The organism is Promicromonospora sp. NPDC052451 (assembly GCF_044547525.1).
Taxonomy (GTDB): Bacteria; Actinomycetota; Actinomycetes; order Actinomycetales; family Cellulomonadaceae; genus Promicromonospora.
The window spans coordinates 81,309-96,439 of sequence record NZ_JBIUAP010000011.1 but is presented as its reverse complement, the minus strand read 5'-3'; the positions used below and the strand labels follow the sequence as shown (position 1 = coordinate 96,439).

Below are 15,131 nucleotides of genomic sequence, written 5' to 3'. Positions count from 1 at the left end.
AATCGCACTGGCAGCTGACTCTGGACTGCCAGGGTGATCGCGGGCGCCCTCGCGATGATCATCACGGTACTCTGCGTCACGCTCATGGCCCGGCACCGCCAGGCCGAGATGCCCGACGCGCACTGGCTGGAGGCCTACGAGAATCACCTACCGGAGCAGTACCAGCAGCACGGACGATCCTGGCGTGCCAGGAGAGATAGCGAGTCCATCGACGCCAGCATGATCGAACGCCTGATACCCATGTGGCCCGGATTTCGAGTCTGGGTCATCGGCCTAGCCCTCTTCGGCTTGACCGGACTCGTGGCAGTCACAACAGCCATCCTCTGGCCGACACTACTCAAGGGAGGCTAGGCGCATCCTGCCATTGCGGCGGGTCCGGGGGCGTGCTCCCCAGGTGCTAAGTCGTTACGGGATGAGGCCCTTGAGGTCGAAGAGGCTGGCGTCCAGGACGGTCGAGTACCCGTTGTGGGCGATGGTCTCGGTGATGCCTCTCGTCGAGGTTGCGGGCCTTGGTCCAGCAATCGACAAGCTCATCAGACGGGTACATCCACAGCGACGCAGGTGCGGCGCCCGCTGGAGATCAGGCCGATCACCTCGAGCAGTTGATCTGTCGTGTCTTCGCACGTGCCGATCCATCGGTCGCGAACGAGCTGGGCGAAGGTCTCCCCGTTGATGTATCGCCAGTTTCGCGTGTAGTACACCTTGCCGCCCTTGGGGCCCTTGTCTGGTGTCCGCAGGAGCCGCTCGACGCTTCCGGCAGGGTGGTACCGGCCCTCTGGTCGAAGATCCAGCGCCGAGGTTGCCCTCGCGGTCGTAGGCACGATGAACTTGACGTAGCCGATGTCGCGACCCAGTCGATAGTCGGGTTCGTCCGCGCTTTGGGTGGTCGCTGGGTTTGCGTACTTCTGCATTCTCGCGACCTGGCTGGCAAGTCGTCCTCCCGAGTCGCGAAAGTAAGGATCGCCAGTGCCCTGATCAAGCAGCTTGTACTGGACGAGGACCACGGCGTCTGGGTCCCGTCGGACGTAGACGAGATCTGCGCCCGTTCTCGCCTCTGCCGTGGAGACATTGATGTTCTTGACGAGGAGGCGACGGGCGCCCTCCCGAAACTCGAACCAGCCGGCTACCGTTCGGGGCGTTTGCTGCCAGTCAAGGAAGGCGCTGGCGTCGTCATCGATGTGGTCGTCCTCAGACATGCGAAAGGCCGCATCGATCTCCTCCGCGATGCTCGGTAGCGGCCCAAGGTCGTCGACGGGCGTCAACTGCGGCCAGTCCCGTGAGAAGAATCGAAGCGCGGATTGGGAAGCGTCTAGTGCCGGGAGCTCAGATTGGTCCACCGCGCGTCGCGCCCGTGCTGGTTGTGCGCTCGCGGACACATCAGCGAGAGCCTCATCGAAGTTGCCCGCGTGGTCGAAGAGTGCGTCCTGAAGTCTCCGGTTGACCTCGGGAGGTAGTTCTCGCGTCTCCCAATCCTTGAGGATTCGGGTGATGTTGGCGCTTGTCCGGCCGTCGTTTAGTTCATCGAGGATGGTGCTCACGGCTACTTGGTTCTTGAATGGTCGCCATGGCTTGAGTCGCACGCGGGCGAGTCCTACGTATCCGCTCCTGGACAATAAGGTGCACCAGGCAACGCCGATGAACACGGGCATGTCGTTGTAATTGGCGACCAGGAGGCCTGGTCGCTCCCTGATGCCTCGCCAGTCGCGACCCCGAGCGTTGATATCCAGCCTGCGGGAGGCGCGCACTTGAGCAAGTGCTTCTTCTATCTCCTCCTCGGTCTCGGCTTGGTCGAGGGTGGACCCGGGTCGTGGTCGATAGCGTGGGTCGTAGATACGCCCGGAGGCGATGACCGTTGCTTCGGTTGGCGAGAGCGCGACAAGAAGCATGCGGAGATTGAACCGGTTCGTCGCGGATCGTGCGCGTGGCGCGCCGCACGAGGCGGCCTCATTCACCCACCTTCCACTGAGAAGCTGCTGTCGTCACGATGTTGACCAGCACAGGCGCCTTCGCTCGCTGATCCACTCAGACGGCCTGCGGTAGGGTCTGCGGTTGAGCAAGCACATCCGCACCAACCCGCTGCGGGTCGATGAGGTCTGTTCGAGCGCCTCGCCCAATGCTCCGCGGTCGCGCGACGTGTGGCTGCGACAAGTCGCTATGCGTCATGGACGTCGACCCTGATGCGCTGTGCGGGTTCAGTGCTCATGGAGCGCGTTCATGGATGTCGTCGATGTGTTGGAGAGCCTGCCTTCTGTCTCTTGGCTCGCCTGGATCTGGGTCGTGTTGCCCAGCGCTTGGATTCCTGCCTGCTTGCTGCTGGTGGTATTGAGCTTCGTCCCCCAGACCGAGCAGGAAGCGATCAAGACCCTTGAGCTTCTTGCGCGCCCGCCGGGACTTCGGCTGGTCACCTGGCCGGTGGTCATCTGCCGGATGCTGGTTTGGTCGGTTCTCTTGCTGGCCCTGGCCATTCTCGGGTCACGCCCGTCGACCGGGAGACAGGCACGACGTGTGTTGATCATCCTGTCCGGACCACAGGACGCAGCGGAGCGGTAGCCGTGAGGGCGGCCCCAGAGTGAGCGCGGCGGGACGGCCGGGGCCGTGTCCGCGGACCGGGCGCGCCGAGGCCTCAGACGTGGATGCTCAGGCGGGCGGCTTCGGCGACGTCGCCGGCAGTCCGGTGTTCGAGCACGACGTGCAGGTCGACCGCGCCGCCGACCACCCCGGCTTAGCGGTTCCGGCCCGGGCGCCAGTACGCGCGGAAGTCGATCCGCGCCTGGGGTACGCCGACGCTCAGGCAGTGCGCTCGCGCCGCCAGCGTGAACGACGCCTCGCCCGCGACGCAGACGTAGACGGGCGACGGAAAGGCTGTCGTGCCTGCACGATCACGTCGGCTGTTGGTGCGCATCGATTGGCCGGTCATTCCTGATCGGCGCGGTCCCCTTTGGCCAGGTGGGTGAGCGACGGTTCATGGTCCTTGCCCGCAGCAGCGGCAGAGCCACGGAGCCCACCACAGCCAGGAGCACCAGGCTCAGCAGCGCCCATGGCATCGCCCAGCCGCTCGCGGTGTCGTGCGCTGACGTCACGCCGCCCCCGCCGGCGCCGACCACCAGGCCGTCCAGCCGCACTGTTGCCTCGGCCCGCACGAGCGGGCGGACGCCGGGCACCTTGATGACCCGCTCGACCGTCGAGCCGGGAAGGATCTCCCCGAGCTCGTCGGACGTCGTCGTCCCGGCCGCACCACCGGGGCCCTCGACCGTGACAGTCTCGGTCGGGACGAGACGCGCGGTGCCCGTGTTCGTCAGCCGATACCGGACCGTCGAGGTGACAGTCCCGAACGGATTCGCGGAGACGCCGGTTGTCACGGTGAGGCCGCTGATCCCGAGGCCTGGCGCGAGCGCTCCGCCGACCCGGGCGTGCACCCGCAGTGCCAGGCGCCGGTCCACGCTCAAAGCGGAGTCGCCGACCCGTTGGGTGAGGGCGGTCACTACACCGCCCGAGTGGTCGCCGGGGGTGGCGTCGTCCGGGACGCGCAAGGTGAAGGACACCTCGGCGGACTCTCCTGGCTCCAGCTCCAGTGTGCCCCGTCGGAACGTGAGCCACGTGCCGAGGCCGGTCGCGGGGTCGTCGGCGGCCAGCAGGTCCAGGTGCCCGCTCGGCGTGGTGAACGCGTCGGTGCCATACACGGCCAGGCGCAGGGGAGCGGCGGACCGGTTCGTCACCACCAGGGCGTCGGAGACACGGTCCCCAGGCGCGACAGCGTAGGCGTAGTTCGCGCGGTCGGAACCCTGACGGTTGTCGCCCGGGGTCACGGACCAGGAGAGGCCGTCGCCGGCCGCGGCGGAGCCAGCGGCCGGCGAGAGACCGACGGCCCAGAGGAGTACCGCAACCACGGCGAGCCCGAAGGCACGCCGCGGCCGCAGACGAGAGCGGTGAGCCACGAACCGTCAGCCCACCGCGGTGAGCGTGAGCACGCTCGCGTAGTCGCCTGGTGGCGTGTCCAGCGGGATGCGCAGGTCCAGGGCGGCGTCCGCCGTCACCGAGCCCGGCGCGTGCCCCGTCGGCGCGGACACCAGGGTGGCGCCCGCAGTCAGGCCGGAACCGGTGCCGGCGTGCACCACGGGCCCGGCGGCGGCCCCGCCGGTGTTCGCTGTGACGGACGGCGACCAGCCGAGGCTGCTGCCCGGGAACGAGCTCGCGGTGCTGCCGGCCGAGCTGCCCGACGAGGCGCCGGTCGCGACGAAGTCCGTGGCCGTCGCGCTGATGCTCCAGGCCGGGCCGCCGGTCCGGGTGTCGCTGACCGTGACCTGCTTGAGGTCGCCGGTCGCGGTCAGTGCCCCCGCGCCCGCCTCGGCGGTGCCGAGGCTCACGGCGCCCGGCCCGCCCACGACGGTCCAGGTGAACGCGCCCGGGTCGCCGGGCCCACCCGGCCCGCCGTCGTCCTCGGGCACGGTGACCTCAAGGTCGATGTCGTCCGAACCACCCGGGTTGCCGCCCGGGGCCGCGAACGTCACCGGGACGCCGAGCTCCTGGGCCGCGTTGGCCGGGGCGCCGCCCGCGGCGTACGTGTACACGCCGTAGGTGCCGGTCGCGGTGTCCGACGGCGCCGCGTCCAGCTCGGCCGTGAACGTACCGTCGGGCGCGAGCAGCACGAGCTGGCCGGCCACGGTCGGGAAGTCCGCCAGCACCTGCGAGTACGACGGCTCCGGCAGCGCCCACTTCTGGTCGAGCACCGTCCGCGCGGCGGAGGCGGCTCCCTGGGACGGGCGCCACGGGTCCCCGAACGCGCCGAAGACCACGTAGACGCCGGTGGGCGCGTTCGCCGCGACCGGCGGACGGCCCGACGTGTTCACGTTGGCCGCCGGGTCGAAGCCCGACCCAGTGACCGTGACCGTCTCGCCCTCAGGGTCGAGGTCCGACGCCGCGGACAGCGTCACCGTCGGGTTCCACGGCTCCGGCTCCTGGGCCGGAGCCGTGAGCTCCGCGCTGACCGTGAAGCTGTCCAGCGTGGCGCCCTCGGCGAGGAAGTCCTGCAGTGCCGTGGCGCCCTGCGCCGTCAGCGTCACGCCGGTCCCGGTCACGGTGACGGCGTCCGCGGAGACGTCCACGGTCGTCGTCGCGACCTCACCGAGCACCACGTCGTCGCCACCGTAGGTGCCGGGCTCGTAACCGAGGTTGTTCTCCGGGATCTCCACGGCGAGGTCACCCACGAGGGCGCCCACGCCGCCGTCGACCACCACGCTGACGTTCTCGACGGTCACAGTGAAGGCGTGCGAGGGGAAGTGGTAGACGGCGCCGCCGGTGGTGTCGACCGTCAGGTTGTCGGCGTCGGTCACCGTGCCGCCCGCCACGGGCAGCAGGTACGGCAGGGTCTCGTTCGGCGGGGTGGTGTCCAGGTTAGCGGCGGGTGTGCCGGCCTCGTCGAACTGGCCGGGCGCCACGAGCGTGATCCGCTCGCCGACCGGGACGGGCCCGACCGGCGGCAGGGCCGCCGTCTGGCGCCCCACGTAGTTGCGGAAGCTCTCGCGGAACCCCCAGGCCAGGTTGCCGCTGTCGGCGGTCACCTCGGACGCCTCGGTCGTGGCCGCGGTGGCACTGAGTACGACGGCGGGCGCGGTGGCCAGCGTCGTGCCGAGCCCGAGGGTGAGCAGGGCGAGCCCGGCGCGGAGCCGCGGGCGGCCAGCCGGTCTGCTGCGTGTCATGGTTGTTGCCTTTCTCTGGGGATGGGGAGGCCTCGGGGGCGTCCCAGGGGATGGTGGACTGGGGGTCTAGGTGTCGCGCCGCCGGAACGGCAGCACGAGCCAGCCCTGCCGGAAGCCGAGGATCGCCACGGCGGCGGCCACCAGCAGGACGGTGGTCAGGAGGGCGAGGCGGCGGCCGGTCGCCCCGTCGGGGAGCAGGCCGTCGGGGATCAGGGCGGCGCCGGCCGCGCCGAGGGTGGCGGCGTCGACGGGCAGGAAGGAGTCGGCGGAGGTGCCGTCCGTGCTGGGGCGGTCGCCGGTGCCTCCGGAGGCGGGAGCGCCGGCTGGGCTGGGTGGGGCGGGGTCGGGTCCGGTGCCGGCCGGAGCGCCGGGCCCGACGGCGCCGCCCGCGCCCGTGCCGGTTCCGCCGGTGCCCGTTCCGCCGGTCTCGCCGTTCGACCCGCCGTTCCCGCTGCCGCCCGGGCCGGCGCTGCCGACCGACTCGGCGGCGTCGAAGCTGACGCTCACGTTCGCGGGCGCCTTGATCTCGTCCCGCGTCCCGGTGGAGTACCAGAACTCGGGCTCGCCCACGAGCTGGTGGTAGTTCACGAACGACTGCGGGAACGCGCCCCAGCAGCCGCTCTCCGGGTCCCGGCGGAGCTGCGGCACGCGGTCGCCGGAGTCCACCCGCTCGCCGCAGTAGTCCGGCACGAGGTGCCCGCCGCGGGAGGCCGGGTCGAGGCGGCGCTCGGTGAAGGTGACGAGCTGGACGCGCCTGGAGGGCAGCGGCTCCCAGCGGGTCATGTCCTGCTGGTCGGTGCCGTAACCGCCGAGCGTGCCGGTGAGCGCACCGTCCCCGTTCGGGTCCAGGCGCAGCTCCGGGTCGGCGACCCACCAGTAGACCAGGCCGCCGTAGAAGACCACGGTGAACGTCCCGTCCCACCGGATGCGGACCGAACCGTCCGCTCCGCGCGACCCGGTCCCGCCCGTGAGCACCACCTCGGCGCCCGTGGTCCGGCCCGCCGAGTACGAGACGGGCCGGCCGTCGGGCGATGTGCAGCGGGTGCCGAACGTGGCGGTCCGCTGCACGGCGTCGGCGCCCCGGCCCACGGTGCGCACCACACGCACCTCGCCCGACCTCCCGTGGTACAGGTCGCGGTCGGCCTCGGTCCACAGCCGCCCGCCGCCCGTGTTCCCGTTCGTGCCGGGACGACCCGCCATCAGGAAGTTGCACTGGCCCGCGAGGTGGCTCTCCGAACCGGCCTGGACGCTCACCGCCCACCGCAGCTCGGCGTCGGTCAGCCGGCCCTGTGCACCGCCGCCCGGTTCCTCCTGGTCCTCGGGCACGGTCACGGTCAGCAGGAGAGGGCCATGGTCCTCGTCGGCGGTCGCAGGCACGGGTGCCGTCACCGTGGTCATGGAGAGGAGCACCGCCAGCGCAACGGCAACGGGCCGGGCGCGACGGCGCGATGCCGGGCTCATGCTCGCACCTCGTGCTCGGTGATGATGTCCGACACAGCGGCGGTGTCGGGCGCAGTGGCCGTGTCGGACGCAGTGGCGGACGGGGATTCCGGGTCAGCTGGTCTTTCCAGGTCGGCGGCCGTCCTGGTCTCGGCCTGGTCGGGTGCACTTCGCGCCGCCGTCTGATCCGCTGCCCGACGCCGGTCCGCACGCCGCCTCAGCGCGGTGACCAGTGACGACAGGATCACGACGAGCAGCAACAGGGCCGCGGTGCCCACTGCGATCTCCTCGGGTCGCCAGGTCCCTGCGGCGTCCGTCCCGGTGCCCTGCGCACCGGCGGTGTTCTCGGCGTCCTCGGCCGCCGTGACCTCCGCGGGGTCGCGGGTGACCGTTACCTCGGTCTCGACGGCGGTCCCGGACGAGGCCCCGGTGAGGCGCAGCACGTGCGTGCCGGTCCGCAGGTCGGCGGGCAGCTCGATGAGGCCGGCGACCTCCCCGTGGTTCCCGGCGACCAGCGGCCCGACGGCGACCAGGCCGTCGTCCAGCGTCACGGTCACCTGCTCGCCGGGCTCTAGGCCCTGCGCCCCGAAGCTCATGACCCGCCCCACGACGGCGGTGGCCTGGTCCACCCCGAGACCGGCGCGGCCCGGGCGCCGTGCGTCGTCGGCCGCCTCACCCGTGGACCCGCCGTCGTCGGCGTTGCCCCCGGAGCCGTTGTCCGAGCTGCCGTCCGAGCCAGTTCCCGAGCCGGCGCCCGAGCCAGTTCCCGACCCCTGGCCGGAGCCCCCGTCGGCACTCTCGCCCGGGCCTGCCCCGTCGTCGGCGTCGGTACCCGCGCCCGGGCCGTTCGCCGCACCGCCGTCGTCGGCCCCGCGGAAGTTCACGGGCGTGAACGACTCGTTGTTCGCGTTGCGGACCCCGTGGGCCCCGATCGTGATGATCCCGCACTGCACCGCCGTGCAGTCCACGGTTCCGCCGTCGGCCGCCTCGAAGCGGGCGCCGGGGATCACAAGGTCGGTCGACCACGTGCCGTCGGCGGCGATGGTTCCGCCGTTCGCCTCACCCTCCGTGCTAGACCCCGGGAAGGCGACGAACCGCTGGTAGCCGGCGTTCTGCGCCTGCTGCGCGTCGGGGACGTAGCGGTAGTCGTCGCCGGACACGCCGCCATGGCTCGGCGCCCACGACCCGCCCGACGGGTCCGACACCCATCCGAAGAACACGTAGATCCCGCCGAACGCCTTGGGGACCGACTGGAACCCGCTGCCCGACACGCGCACGGTCGTCGCCCGACCCGGGTCGGGCTGTCCCGACACCGTGACGCCCGCGGCGGCGTGCGCCGCGAGGGCAGGGCCGAGCCACGCGACCGCGACCACGACGACGAGAGCGATCAGCGGGAGCGCCGGGCGGGGGAGGCGGCGGGATGTCATGCGAGTTCCTCGGTCGGTGTCGGTGTCGGTGTCGGTGGCTGGGGCTGGAGGTGGGGCAGGGTTCGGGCCTCGGCTGGCGTCGGACCTGGAGCTGGACCTGGACCTGGAGCTGGACCCGGACCGGGCAGCCGGCTCCCGGCGTAGCGGGGAAGCACCAGCAGGCCGCCGGTCACCGGATGCGGCAGCACGTCGACCGGATGCTCGTAGACCCGCGAGAGCAGGTCGGCGGTGAGCACGTCGGTGGGCGTCCCGAGTGCCGCGACCCGGCCGCGGTGGAGCACCAGCACTCGGTCGGCCCAGGCGGCTGCCAGCGCCAGGTCGTGCAGCACCACGACGACGGCGCCCCCGCCCTCCGCGTGCCGCCTCGCCCGACGCAGCACGTGCTCGGTGTGCCGGACGTCGAGCGCCGCCGTCGGCTCGTCGAGCAGGAGCACCGGCGTGTCCTGGGCGAGCAGCCGCGCGAACGACGTGCGGGCCTTCTCGCCGCCCGACAGGCTCGGGTAGCGCCGCTCGGCCAGGCCGGCGACGTCGGCGGCCTCCAGCGCGCGGGCGACCACGGCGTCGTCGTCCGCCGCGCTGAGGGCGCCGGCGCTGCTCTGCCAGGGCGCACGCCCCATGCGGACCACGTCGATGACGCGGAACGGGAAGCTGACCTGGTTCTCCTGCAGCAGCACGGCCCGCAGCCGGGCCAGCTCCGCGTGCCGGACGGCGCCCAGCGGCGTGCCGGTCCAGGCAGCCTCGCCGGCGTCGGGTGCACGATCGCCGGCCAGCACCGAGACCAGCGTCGACTTCCCTGCGCCGTTCGGCCCGACCACCACCAGCACCTCGCCCTGGCGGACGTCGAGGTCGACGTCGTCCAGCAGGACCGTGTGCCCGGCCCTGACTCGCACGCCGGTCAGCTGCAGGAGCACGGACCGGACCGGCTCGCGGCTCATGCCCAGCCTCCCGCGCTGCGCCGGGTGCGACGGATGAGCCAGAAGAAGAACGGCCCGCCGACCAGCGCGGTCAGCATCCCGATGGGTAGGTCGGCGTATCCGACGGCCGTGCGCGCCACCAGGTCGGCGGACAGCAGCAGCACCGCCCCGCCCAGCGCGCTGAGCGGTACCAGCACACGGTGCCCGGGACCCACCGCCATGCGGATCAGGTGCGGTACGACAAGGCCGACGAACGCGATGATCCCGCAGAACGCGACGCCCGCGGCGGTGAGCACCGCGACCACCACGATGCTCAGCACCCGGAGGCGTTCGACGTCGACGCCGAGGTGGCGCGCGGAGCGCTCGCCCAGCGCGAGCAGGTCCAGCCGTCGCGACAGGGCCAGCGCGCCGGTGATGCCCAGGAGCACGAGCGGTGCGACCACGCCGACATGGGCCCACCGGGTCCCGTTGAACGAGCCGAGCTGCCAGAACACGATCTGCTCGCGGGCCTGGGTGTCGCCGAGGAACGTGGTCAGGGCCAGGCCGGCGCCGCACACGGCGTTCACGGCGACGCCGGTGAGCACGAGCGTCACGATCTCGGTCCGCCCGGCGGAGCGCGCCAGCCCGTAGACGAGGAACGTCGCCGCGAGACCGCCCGTGAAGGCGGCGACGGCGGTGGTCCATGGGCCCAGCGCGGTGAGTCCCAGCACGATCGTCACGGACGCCGCGACGGCGGCACCGGAGGAGACGCCGACCACGCCGGGCTCGGCGAGCGGGTTGCCGAACACACCCTGCATCACGGCGCCCGCCGTCGCGAGGGCCGCGCCCACGAGAGCCGCCATGGCGACGCGCGGGAACCGGATGGTCCACAGCGCTGCGTCCCCGTTCGGGTGCGTGGGCAGCGGTCCGAGGTCGAGCCCCGCATGGTGCAGCACAGAGCCCACGACCTCGGCGGGAGGCACGTGGAGCTGTCCCGAGCCGGCCGACACCACGGCGAGCACACCGAGCACGGCGACCAGCCCGACGGCGACGACGATCCCTCGGCCGGCCGCCCAGCCCGCCCGGCCTGCCTGATCCGTCGGGGCGTCAGGAGGTCCGTCCGCTGGCATGCCCGGCCCGTCGGATGTGCTCGGCCCGCCGCTCATCCTGTCGCTGGCCTCGCCGCACGTCGCCCGGCCCGGTCGGGTACGCGGCAGCGTGGGCGGGGCGTCCGGGGACGGACTCACGAGAGGCTTTCCGGCGCGTAGAAGGCGCGGGCGAGCGCGTCGAGCACGTCGGCCGACGCCGGACCGAACGACAGGATCTCCGTGTCGTCCATGGCCACGAAGCGGCGGTTCTCGCCCGCCGGGGTCTGTGCCAGCGCCGGCACCTGTTCGAGCAAGCCGTCGACGCCGCCCACGCTCTCGAGCCCGCCGGTCATCAGCAGGACCAGGTCGGGGCGCATGGCGACCAGGCCCTCGTCGTTCAGAGGCCGCATACCTGTCCAGCCGACCTCTCCGGCGGCGTCCACGGCGCCGAGCCCTTCGATGAGGGAGTCGGCGCCGGACTCGTCACCGAACAGGTAGTAGACGCCGGACTGCCCGCGCACGTACAGGAAGACGACCCGCGGCCGGAGCGCCGGGTCGGTCGGCGCCAGGCTTGCCACGTGCTCCAGGGTGGTCTCCACGGCGGCCGAGGTGCGCTCGGCGAGTGCCTCGCCCTCGGCGGGCAGGCCCAGGGCCTCCCCGGTGGCTCGGGCCAGGTCGTCGGACGTCTCCAGGCTGCGCTGGCTGTCCAGCACGACGACGGGGATGCCTGCCTCGCGCATCTGCAGCACGACGTCCCACGGGCCGAGGGTGGTGTCCGTGAGGATGACGGTCGGGGCGAGGTCGAGGATCGCCTCGCCGGTCAGCTCGTGACCGTTGCTCGTGACGACCGGGCGGTCGGCGATCTCGGGGAACCCCGACGAGACGTCCCGGCCGACGACGTTCTCGCCCAGGCCGAGCTCGAACACGATCCGCGAGAGCGAGCCGTACAGGTCCAGCGCGAGGATCCTGCTGGTGTCCGTGACGGTCACCTCGGTGCCCTGAGCGTCAGTGACCGTGGCGGGCAGGTCCGGTGCCGGGCTCGCGGTGATCGGGTCGACGGCACGCTCAGCGGTGCCGACGGTGATCTCACCGGTCCAGGAGAGGGGATCCGCGATCGGATCGAGCTCGGCCAGCGGCTGTGTGCCGACCACAGCACGGTCGTCGTCGGCGTGCCTCGCGAGGGGAAGCCGCGCCCCGCACGCACCCACGACCGTGATGAGGAGCGCGATGACGGCCAACGACCCGGCCCAGGCGCGCCAGGATCGCCGGCTTGCCGGTATCGCGGCGCGGGCAAGGCCGCCTCTGATCAGGTGATACACCGGACACTCCCTTGTACGCCGGGACACCGCCCGTCACGGAATTAGGTATGCCTAACTTAGGCGAGGCGTACCTGATTACGTCAAGGGTGAAGTGTGCATGTCAGGGCAACTCGCCCGCACTGGTCGTGGTTGCACGCCACTGCTTCCGCGGTGGGCACGCGCATCTGGGCTGAGAATCACGAAGCGACAGGCGCTGCACCAGCACAGGCGTGAGCCGGGGACGTACCCGATCTGGCTGTTCTCCGTGCGTCCCGCGGTTCCGGGGCACTGCCCCTGCACCCCCGTCCACGTTCGAGTGCCCCGCGCAGCAGCTGCTGCCTCCCATCCGGAGTTCTGCCCGGCACCTTTGGCCAGCCTCCGCCCGCTCTTGCGCCCCAGCCCTGCCACCAGCCCGGAACACGTCCTGACGAGCCAGAGACCGGTCGAACCCCGCCGGGCGGCACACATAGCCCGTCCGCCTGAGAGGACCTGACCGGCTGCCGTCCTGGGCTGCCGGATCGTCCCGGACCTTGTTGAATGAGGCTGTCCGGGCCCGGGTCGAGCGGAGGCCGGCTGGGCCTCCACCAGCGGGGAGGATCACCGACGGTGAAGGTGTCCGTCTTCACGCCGAGCCACGCGCCGGCTTATCTCGACGAGTGCTGCCGCAGCATCGTCGCGCAGACCCACCGGGACTGGGAGTGGATCGTTCTGCTCAACGGGGGCGCCAGGTGGGCTCCGCCGGTTCTGGACCCCCGGATCAGGGTGGTCCCGGGGCGGTCGACCGGCTTCGTGGGTGCCATCAAGCGTGAGGCGTGCGAGCTGGCCTGCGGCGAGGTCCTCGTCGAGCTCGACCACGACGACGTGCTGGCCCCGCGCTGCCTGGAGCGGGTGGTCGCGGCGTTCGAGGAGAATCCCGGCGCGGTGCTGGTCTACTCCGACTTCGCCCAGATCAATGCTGACGGTTCGCCCAACTTCGACACGTTCAACCCCGCGATGGGGTGGGAGTACGCGCCCGCGAACGTCAACGGGATGCTCGTGAACCGTTGCCGTGCACTGGCTCCGAGCCCGCACAACATCGGTTACGTCTGGTACGCGCCGAACCATGTCCGTGCCTTCCGCCGGTCCGCGTACGAGCGGGTGGGGGGTTACGACGCTGCGCTGGAGGTGCTCGACGACCAGGACCTGATGATGCGGCTGTACGAGGTGGGCGACTTCCATCACGTGGACGCCTGCCTGTACCTGCAGCGGATGCACGACGGGAACACACAGCGTGACGGCCGGATCAACAAGCTCATCCAGGAGGAGACGGTCGAGCGTTACCACCGGGGTATCGCCGGTCTCGCGGTGGCGTGGGCACGGCGCGGTGGGCTCGCGGCGATCGACGTCGGTACCAAGCAACGACCGGGCCGGGCGCTGGTGCCGGGGGCGACGGAGCTGGAGGTCGACGCCGATGCCCCGTTGCTGCCCTACGGGGAGGGCGAGGTGGGGGTGGTGGTGGCCACCGAGCTGCTCCAGCGCATCCCGGACCGTGCGGCGCTCTTCGCCGAGTGCCACCGGGTCTTGGGCCACGGAGGACTGGTCCTGACGCTCACTCCCAGCACCGACGGTCGCGGCGCGTTCCAGGACCCCACCCACGTGTCCTACTGGAACCAGAACAGCTTCTGGTACCTGACCCAGGCGAAGCTGCGCGACCACGCCTTCCCGGAGCAGCCACAGATGCGCTTCCAGGTCAGTGGCCTGCGTACGTACTACCCGACCGAGTTCGACCGAGCCAACGACATCTCCTACGTCGCGGCGAACCTGATCGCCGTCAAGGAGGGGCCGCGGCAGGGCGGCCCGCTGCTCTGCTGACCAGCGGGCCGTCCTGCCGATGAACCATCACGTCAGGTGACAGCTGGTTAGGGGGCCACCTGCTGAACGTTGATGCTGCCGGTGTACCCGCTCAGGTTGGTGGTGCCGTGGGTGACGGCCCGGTTGCCGTTGAAGAGTTGTAGCAGGCCGCCGGTCGTCGTGATCGTCATCGTGTTGCTGACCTCGTTCTCGACGGCACCCTGGGTTGCTGTCGTGGACCGGATCCGGGAGCCGGCGACTTCGGTACCGCCGAGGACCAGGTAGGCGGAGACCACCTCGGAGTTGGGGTTGGTGCCGTCGCCGGACGCATCCCCCGACCACGAGTAGCTCACCACGTACGTCCCGGCGGCCAGATTCACCCCGCCACCGCTGAGCGTGACGCCGGCGCCGTAGGTCGAGCCGGTCGTCGTCATCGGGACGACGGTGTTGGCGTTCTGGCCAGTTGTCGCCGAGGTGTAGAAGTAGCCACCGTTCGCCGGTGCGGTTGCGCCTTGTGCACCCTGGGCGCCCTGCGGACCTTGCGGACCGACGGCGCCCTGCGGGCCGGCCGGGCCTTGGGGACCATCTGTACCCTGTGGGCCGGCAGCCCCCTGCGCTCCCGTGGCCCCCTGCGCGCCCGTCGCGCCGGCCGTTCCCTGCGCGCCCGTCGCGCCTTGGGTACCGGTCGGACCTTGGAGTCCCTGCGGGCCTTGGGGGCCAGCCGGTCCTTGCGGTCCTTGTGGACCGGTGAGGCCCTGGGGACCGATCGGCCCCTGGGCTCCATCGGCACCCTGAGCACCCTGGGGTCCTATTGGACCTGGCTCACCGTCGGCGCCTTGCGATCCTTGGACCCCGTCCGCGCCCTGCGGCCCCTGAGCTCCGGTGGCGCCTTGAGCTCCGGTGGCGCCTTGAGCACCATCGGTGCCCTGAGGTCCCTGGGTGCCAGTGGCTCCCTGCGCGCCGCTCGCACCCTGTGGTCCGGTGTCACCCTGGGGGCCTTGCGGTCCGGCTGGGCCCTGGACACCCTGCGGACCTTGGGCTCCGTCGGTTCCGCCGGCCCCTTGCGGGCCAGTTGGGCCTTGCGTGCCGTCCGCGCCCTGCGCTCCAGTGGCACCCTGGGCTCCGTCTGTCCCTTGTGGTCCTTGGGCGCCGGTGTCGCCTTGCGGTCCGGCTGGGCCCTGGACGCCCTGCGGACCTTGGGCTCCGTCGGCCCCTTGCGGCCCCACCGGACCCTGCGCGCCATCCGTGCCCTGAGGCCCTTGTGCGCCAGTGCCGCCCTGTGCTCCCTCGGCGCCCTGCGGTCCGGTACCGCCTTGCGGCCCTTGTGCGCCATCTGCGCCCTGGGGCCCAGTGGCGCCTTGCGCTCCGTCTGTCCCTTGTGGTCCTTGGGCGCCGGTGTCGCCTTGCGGTCCGGCTGGGCCCTGGACGCCCTGCGGACCTTGGGCTCCGTCGGCCCCGT

12 protein-coding genes are annotated in these 15,131 nt (G+C 71.7%); 3 read left to right on the top strand and 9 right to left on the bottom strand.

Translation table 11 applies throughout. The features are described 5' to 3' along the window. The first annotated feature begins 33 nt into the window (after window positions 1-33). Entirely contained in the window at window positions 34-351 is a 318-nt protein-coding gene (locus tag ACIG47_RS19170; RefSeq protein WP_397432645.1) for a hypothetical protein, read from the top strand. A gap of 182 nt (window positions 352-533) precedes the next feature. Here ACIG47_RS19170 and ACIG47_RS19165 read toward each other — a convergent pair whose 3' ends face one another. Continuing rightward, a complete protein-coding gene (locus ACIG47_RS19165) occupies window positions 534-1,886 on the bottom strand; it encodes a hypothetical protein (protein ID WP_397432643.1) in 1,353 nt (450 codons plus the stop codon). A gap of 328 nt (window positions 1,887-2,214) precedes the next feature. On the opposite strand from ACIG47_RS19165, the gene ACIG47_RS19160 reads away from it, so the two are divergent. Continuing rightward, window positions 2,215-2,550 (top strand): hypothetical protein, encoded by a 336-nt coding sequence (locus ACIG47_RS19160; RefSeq protein WP_397432642.1) that lies wholly within the window; start codon window positions 2,215-2,217, stop codon window positions 2,548-2,550. A gap of 329 nt (window positions 2,551-2,879) precedes the next feature. Here ACIG47_RS19160 and ACIG47_RS19155 read toward each other — a convergent pair whose 3' ends face one another. From ACIG47_RS19155 to ACIG47_RS19125, 7 genes are all read right to left on the bottom strand, one after another. Continuing rightward, a complete protein-coding gene (locus ACIG47_RS19155; RefSeq protein ID WP_397432640.1) occupies window positions 2,880-3,887 on the bottom strand; it encodes a WxL protein peptidoglycan domain-containing protein in 1,008 nt (335 codons plus the stop codon). A gap of 54 nt (window positions 3,888-3,941) precedes the next feature. Beyond that, on the bottom strand, window positions 3,942-5,696 hold the full coding sequence (locus ACIG47_RS19150; protein ID WP_397432639.1) for an HtaA domain-containing protein: 1,755 nt from the start codon (window positions 5,694-5,696) through the stop codon (window positions 3,942-3,944). A gap of 66 nt (window positions 5,697-5,762) precedes the next feature. Then, entirely contained in the window at window positions 5,763-7,157 is a 1,395-nt protein-coding gene (locus ACIG47_RS19145; protein WP_397432637.1) for a hypothetical protein, read from the bottom strand. Beyond that, the gene (locus tag ACIG47_RS19140) at window positions 7,154-8,563 is read right to left on the bottom strand and encodes a hypothetical protein (protein ID WP_397432636.1); all 1,410 of its coding nucleotides are present in this window, start codon (window positions 8,561-8,563) and stop codon (window positions 7,154-7,156) included. The genes ACIG47_RS19145 and ACIG47_RS19140 overlap by 4 nt, the downstream gene beginning before the upstream one ends. Then, window positions 8,560-9,498, bottom strand: coding sequence for a heme ABC transporter ATP-binding protein (locus ACIG47_RS19135; protein WP_397432634.1), 939 nt, complete (start codon window positions 9,496-9,498; stop codon window positions 8,560-8,562). The genes ACIG47_RS19140 and ACIG47_RS19135 overlap by 4 nt, the downstream gene beginning before the upstream one ends. Next, entirely contained in the window at window positions 9,495-10,586 is a 1,092-nt protein-coding gene (locus tag ACIG47_RS19130; RefSeq protein ID WP_397432632.1) for a FecCD family ABC transporter permease, read from the bottom strand. The genes ACIG47_RS19135 and ACIG47_RS19130 overlap by 4 nt, the downstream gene beginning before the upstream one ends. A gap of 113 nt (window positions 10,587-10,699) precedes the next feature. Beyond that, the gene (locus ACIG47_RS19125) at window positions 10,700-11,695 is read right to left on the bottom strand and encodes a hemin ABC transporter substrate-binding protein (protein WP_397432631.1); all 996 of its coding nucleotides are present in this window, start codon (window positions 11,693-11,695) and stop codon (window positions 10,700-10,702) included. A gap of 753 nt (window positions 11,696-12,448) precedes the next feature. Here ACIG47_RS19125 and ACIG47_RS19120 point away from each other — a divergent pair. Then, entirely contained in the window at window positions 12,449-13,693 is a 1,245-nt protein-coding gene (locus ACIG47_RS19120; protein WP_397432630.1) for a glycosyltransferase, read from the top strand. Between the two features lie 47 nt (window positions 13,694-13,740). On the opposite strand, the gene ACIG47_RS19115 is transcribed toward ACIG47_RS19120, so the two are convergent. Then, window positions 13,741-14,106: a hypothetical protein gene (locus tag ACIG47_RS19115; RefSeq protein WP_397432628.1), complete on the bottom strand. Its 366-nt coding sequence runs from the start codon at window positions 14,104-14,106 to the stop codon at window positions 13,741-13,743. Window positions 14,107-15,131 lie beyond the last annotated feature (1,025 nt).

Bases quoted from the DNA above. Each gene is read 5' to 3' on its own strand.
- ACIG47_RS19165 (WP_397432643.1), bottom strand. From the start codon at position 1,886: ATGCTTCTTGTCGCGCTCTCGCCAACCGAAGCAACGGTCATCGCCTCC.
- ACIG47_RS19160 (WP_397432642.1), top strand. From the start codon at position 2,215: ATGGATGTCGTCGATGTGTTGGAGAGCCTGCCTTCTGTCTCTTGGCTC.
- ACIG47_RS19150 (WP_397432639.1), bottom strand. From the start codon at position 5,696: ATGACACGCAGCAGACCGGCTGGCCGCCCGCGGCTCCGCGCCGGGCTC.
- ACIG47_RS19145 (WP_397432637.1), bottom strand. From the start codon at position 7,157: ATGAGCCCGGCATCGCGCCGTCGCGCCCGGCCCGTTGCCGTTGCGCTG.
- ACIG47_RS19140 (WP_397432636.1), bottom strand. From the start codon at position 8,563: ATGACATCCCGCCGCCTCCCCCGCCCGGCGCTCCCGCTGATCGCTCTC.
- ACIG47_RS19135 (WP_397432634.1), bottom strand. From the start codon at position 9,498: ATGAGCCGCGAGCCGGTCCGGTCCGTGCTCCTGCAGCTGACCGGCGTG.
- ACIG47_RS19130 (WP_397432632.1), bottom strand. From the start codon at position 10,586: ATGCCAGCGGACGGACCTCCTGACGCCCCGACGGATCAGGCAGGCCGG.
- ACIG47_RS19115 (WP_397432628.1), bottom strand. From the start codon at position 14,106: ATGACGACGACCGGCTCGACCTACGGCGCCGGCGTCACGCTCAGCGGT.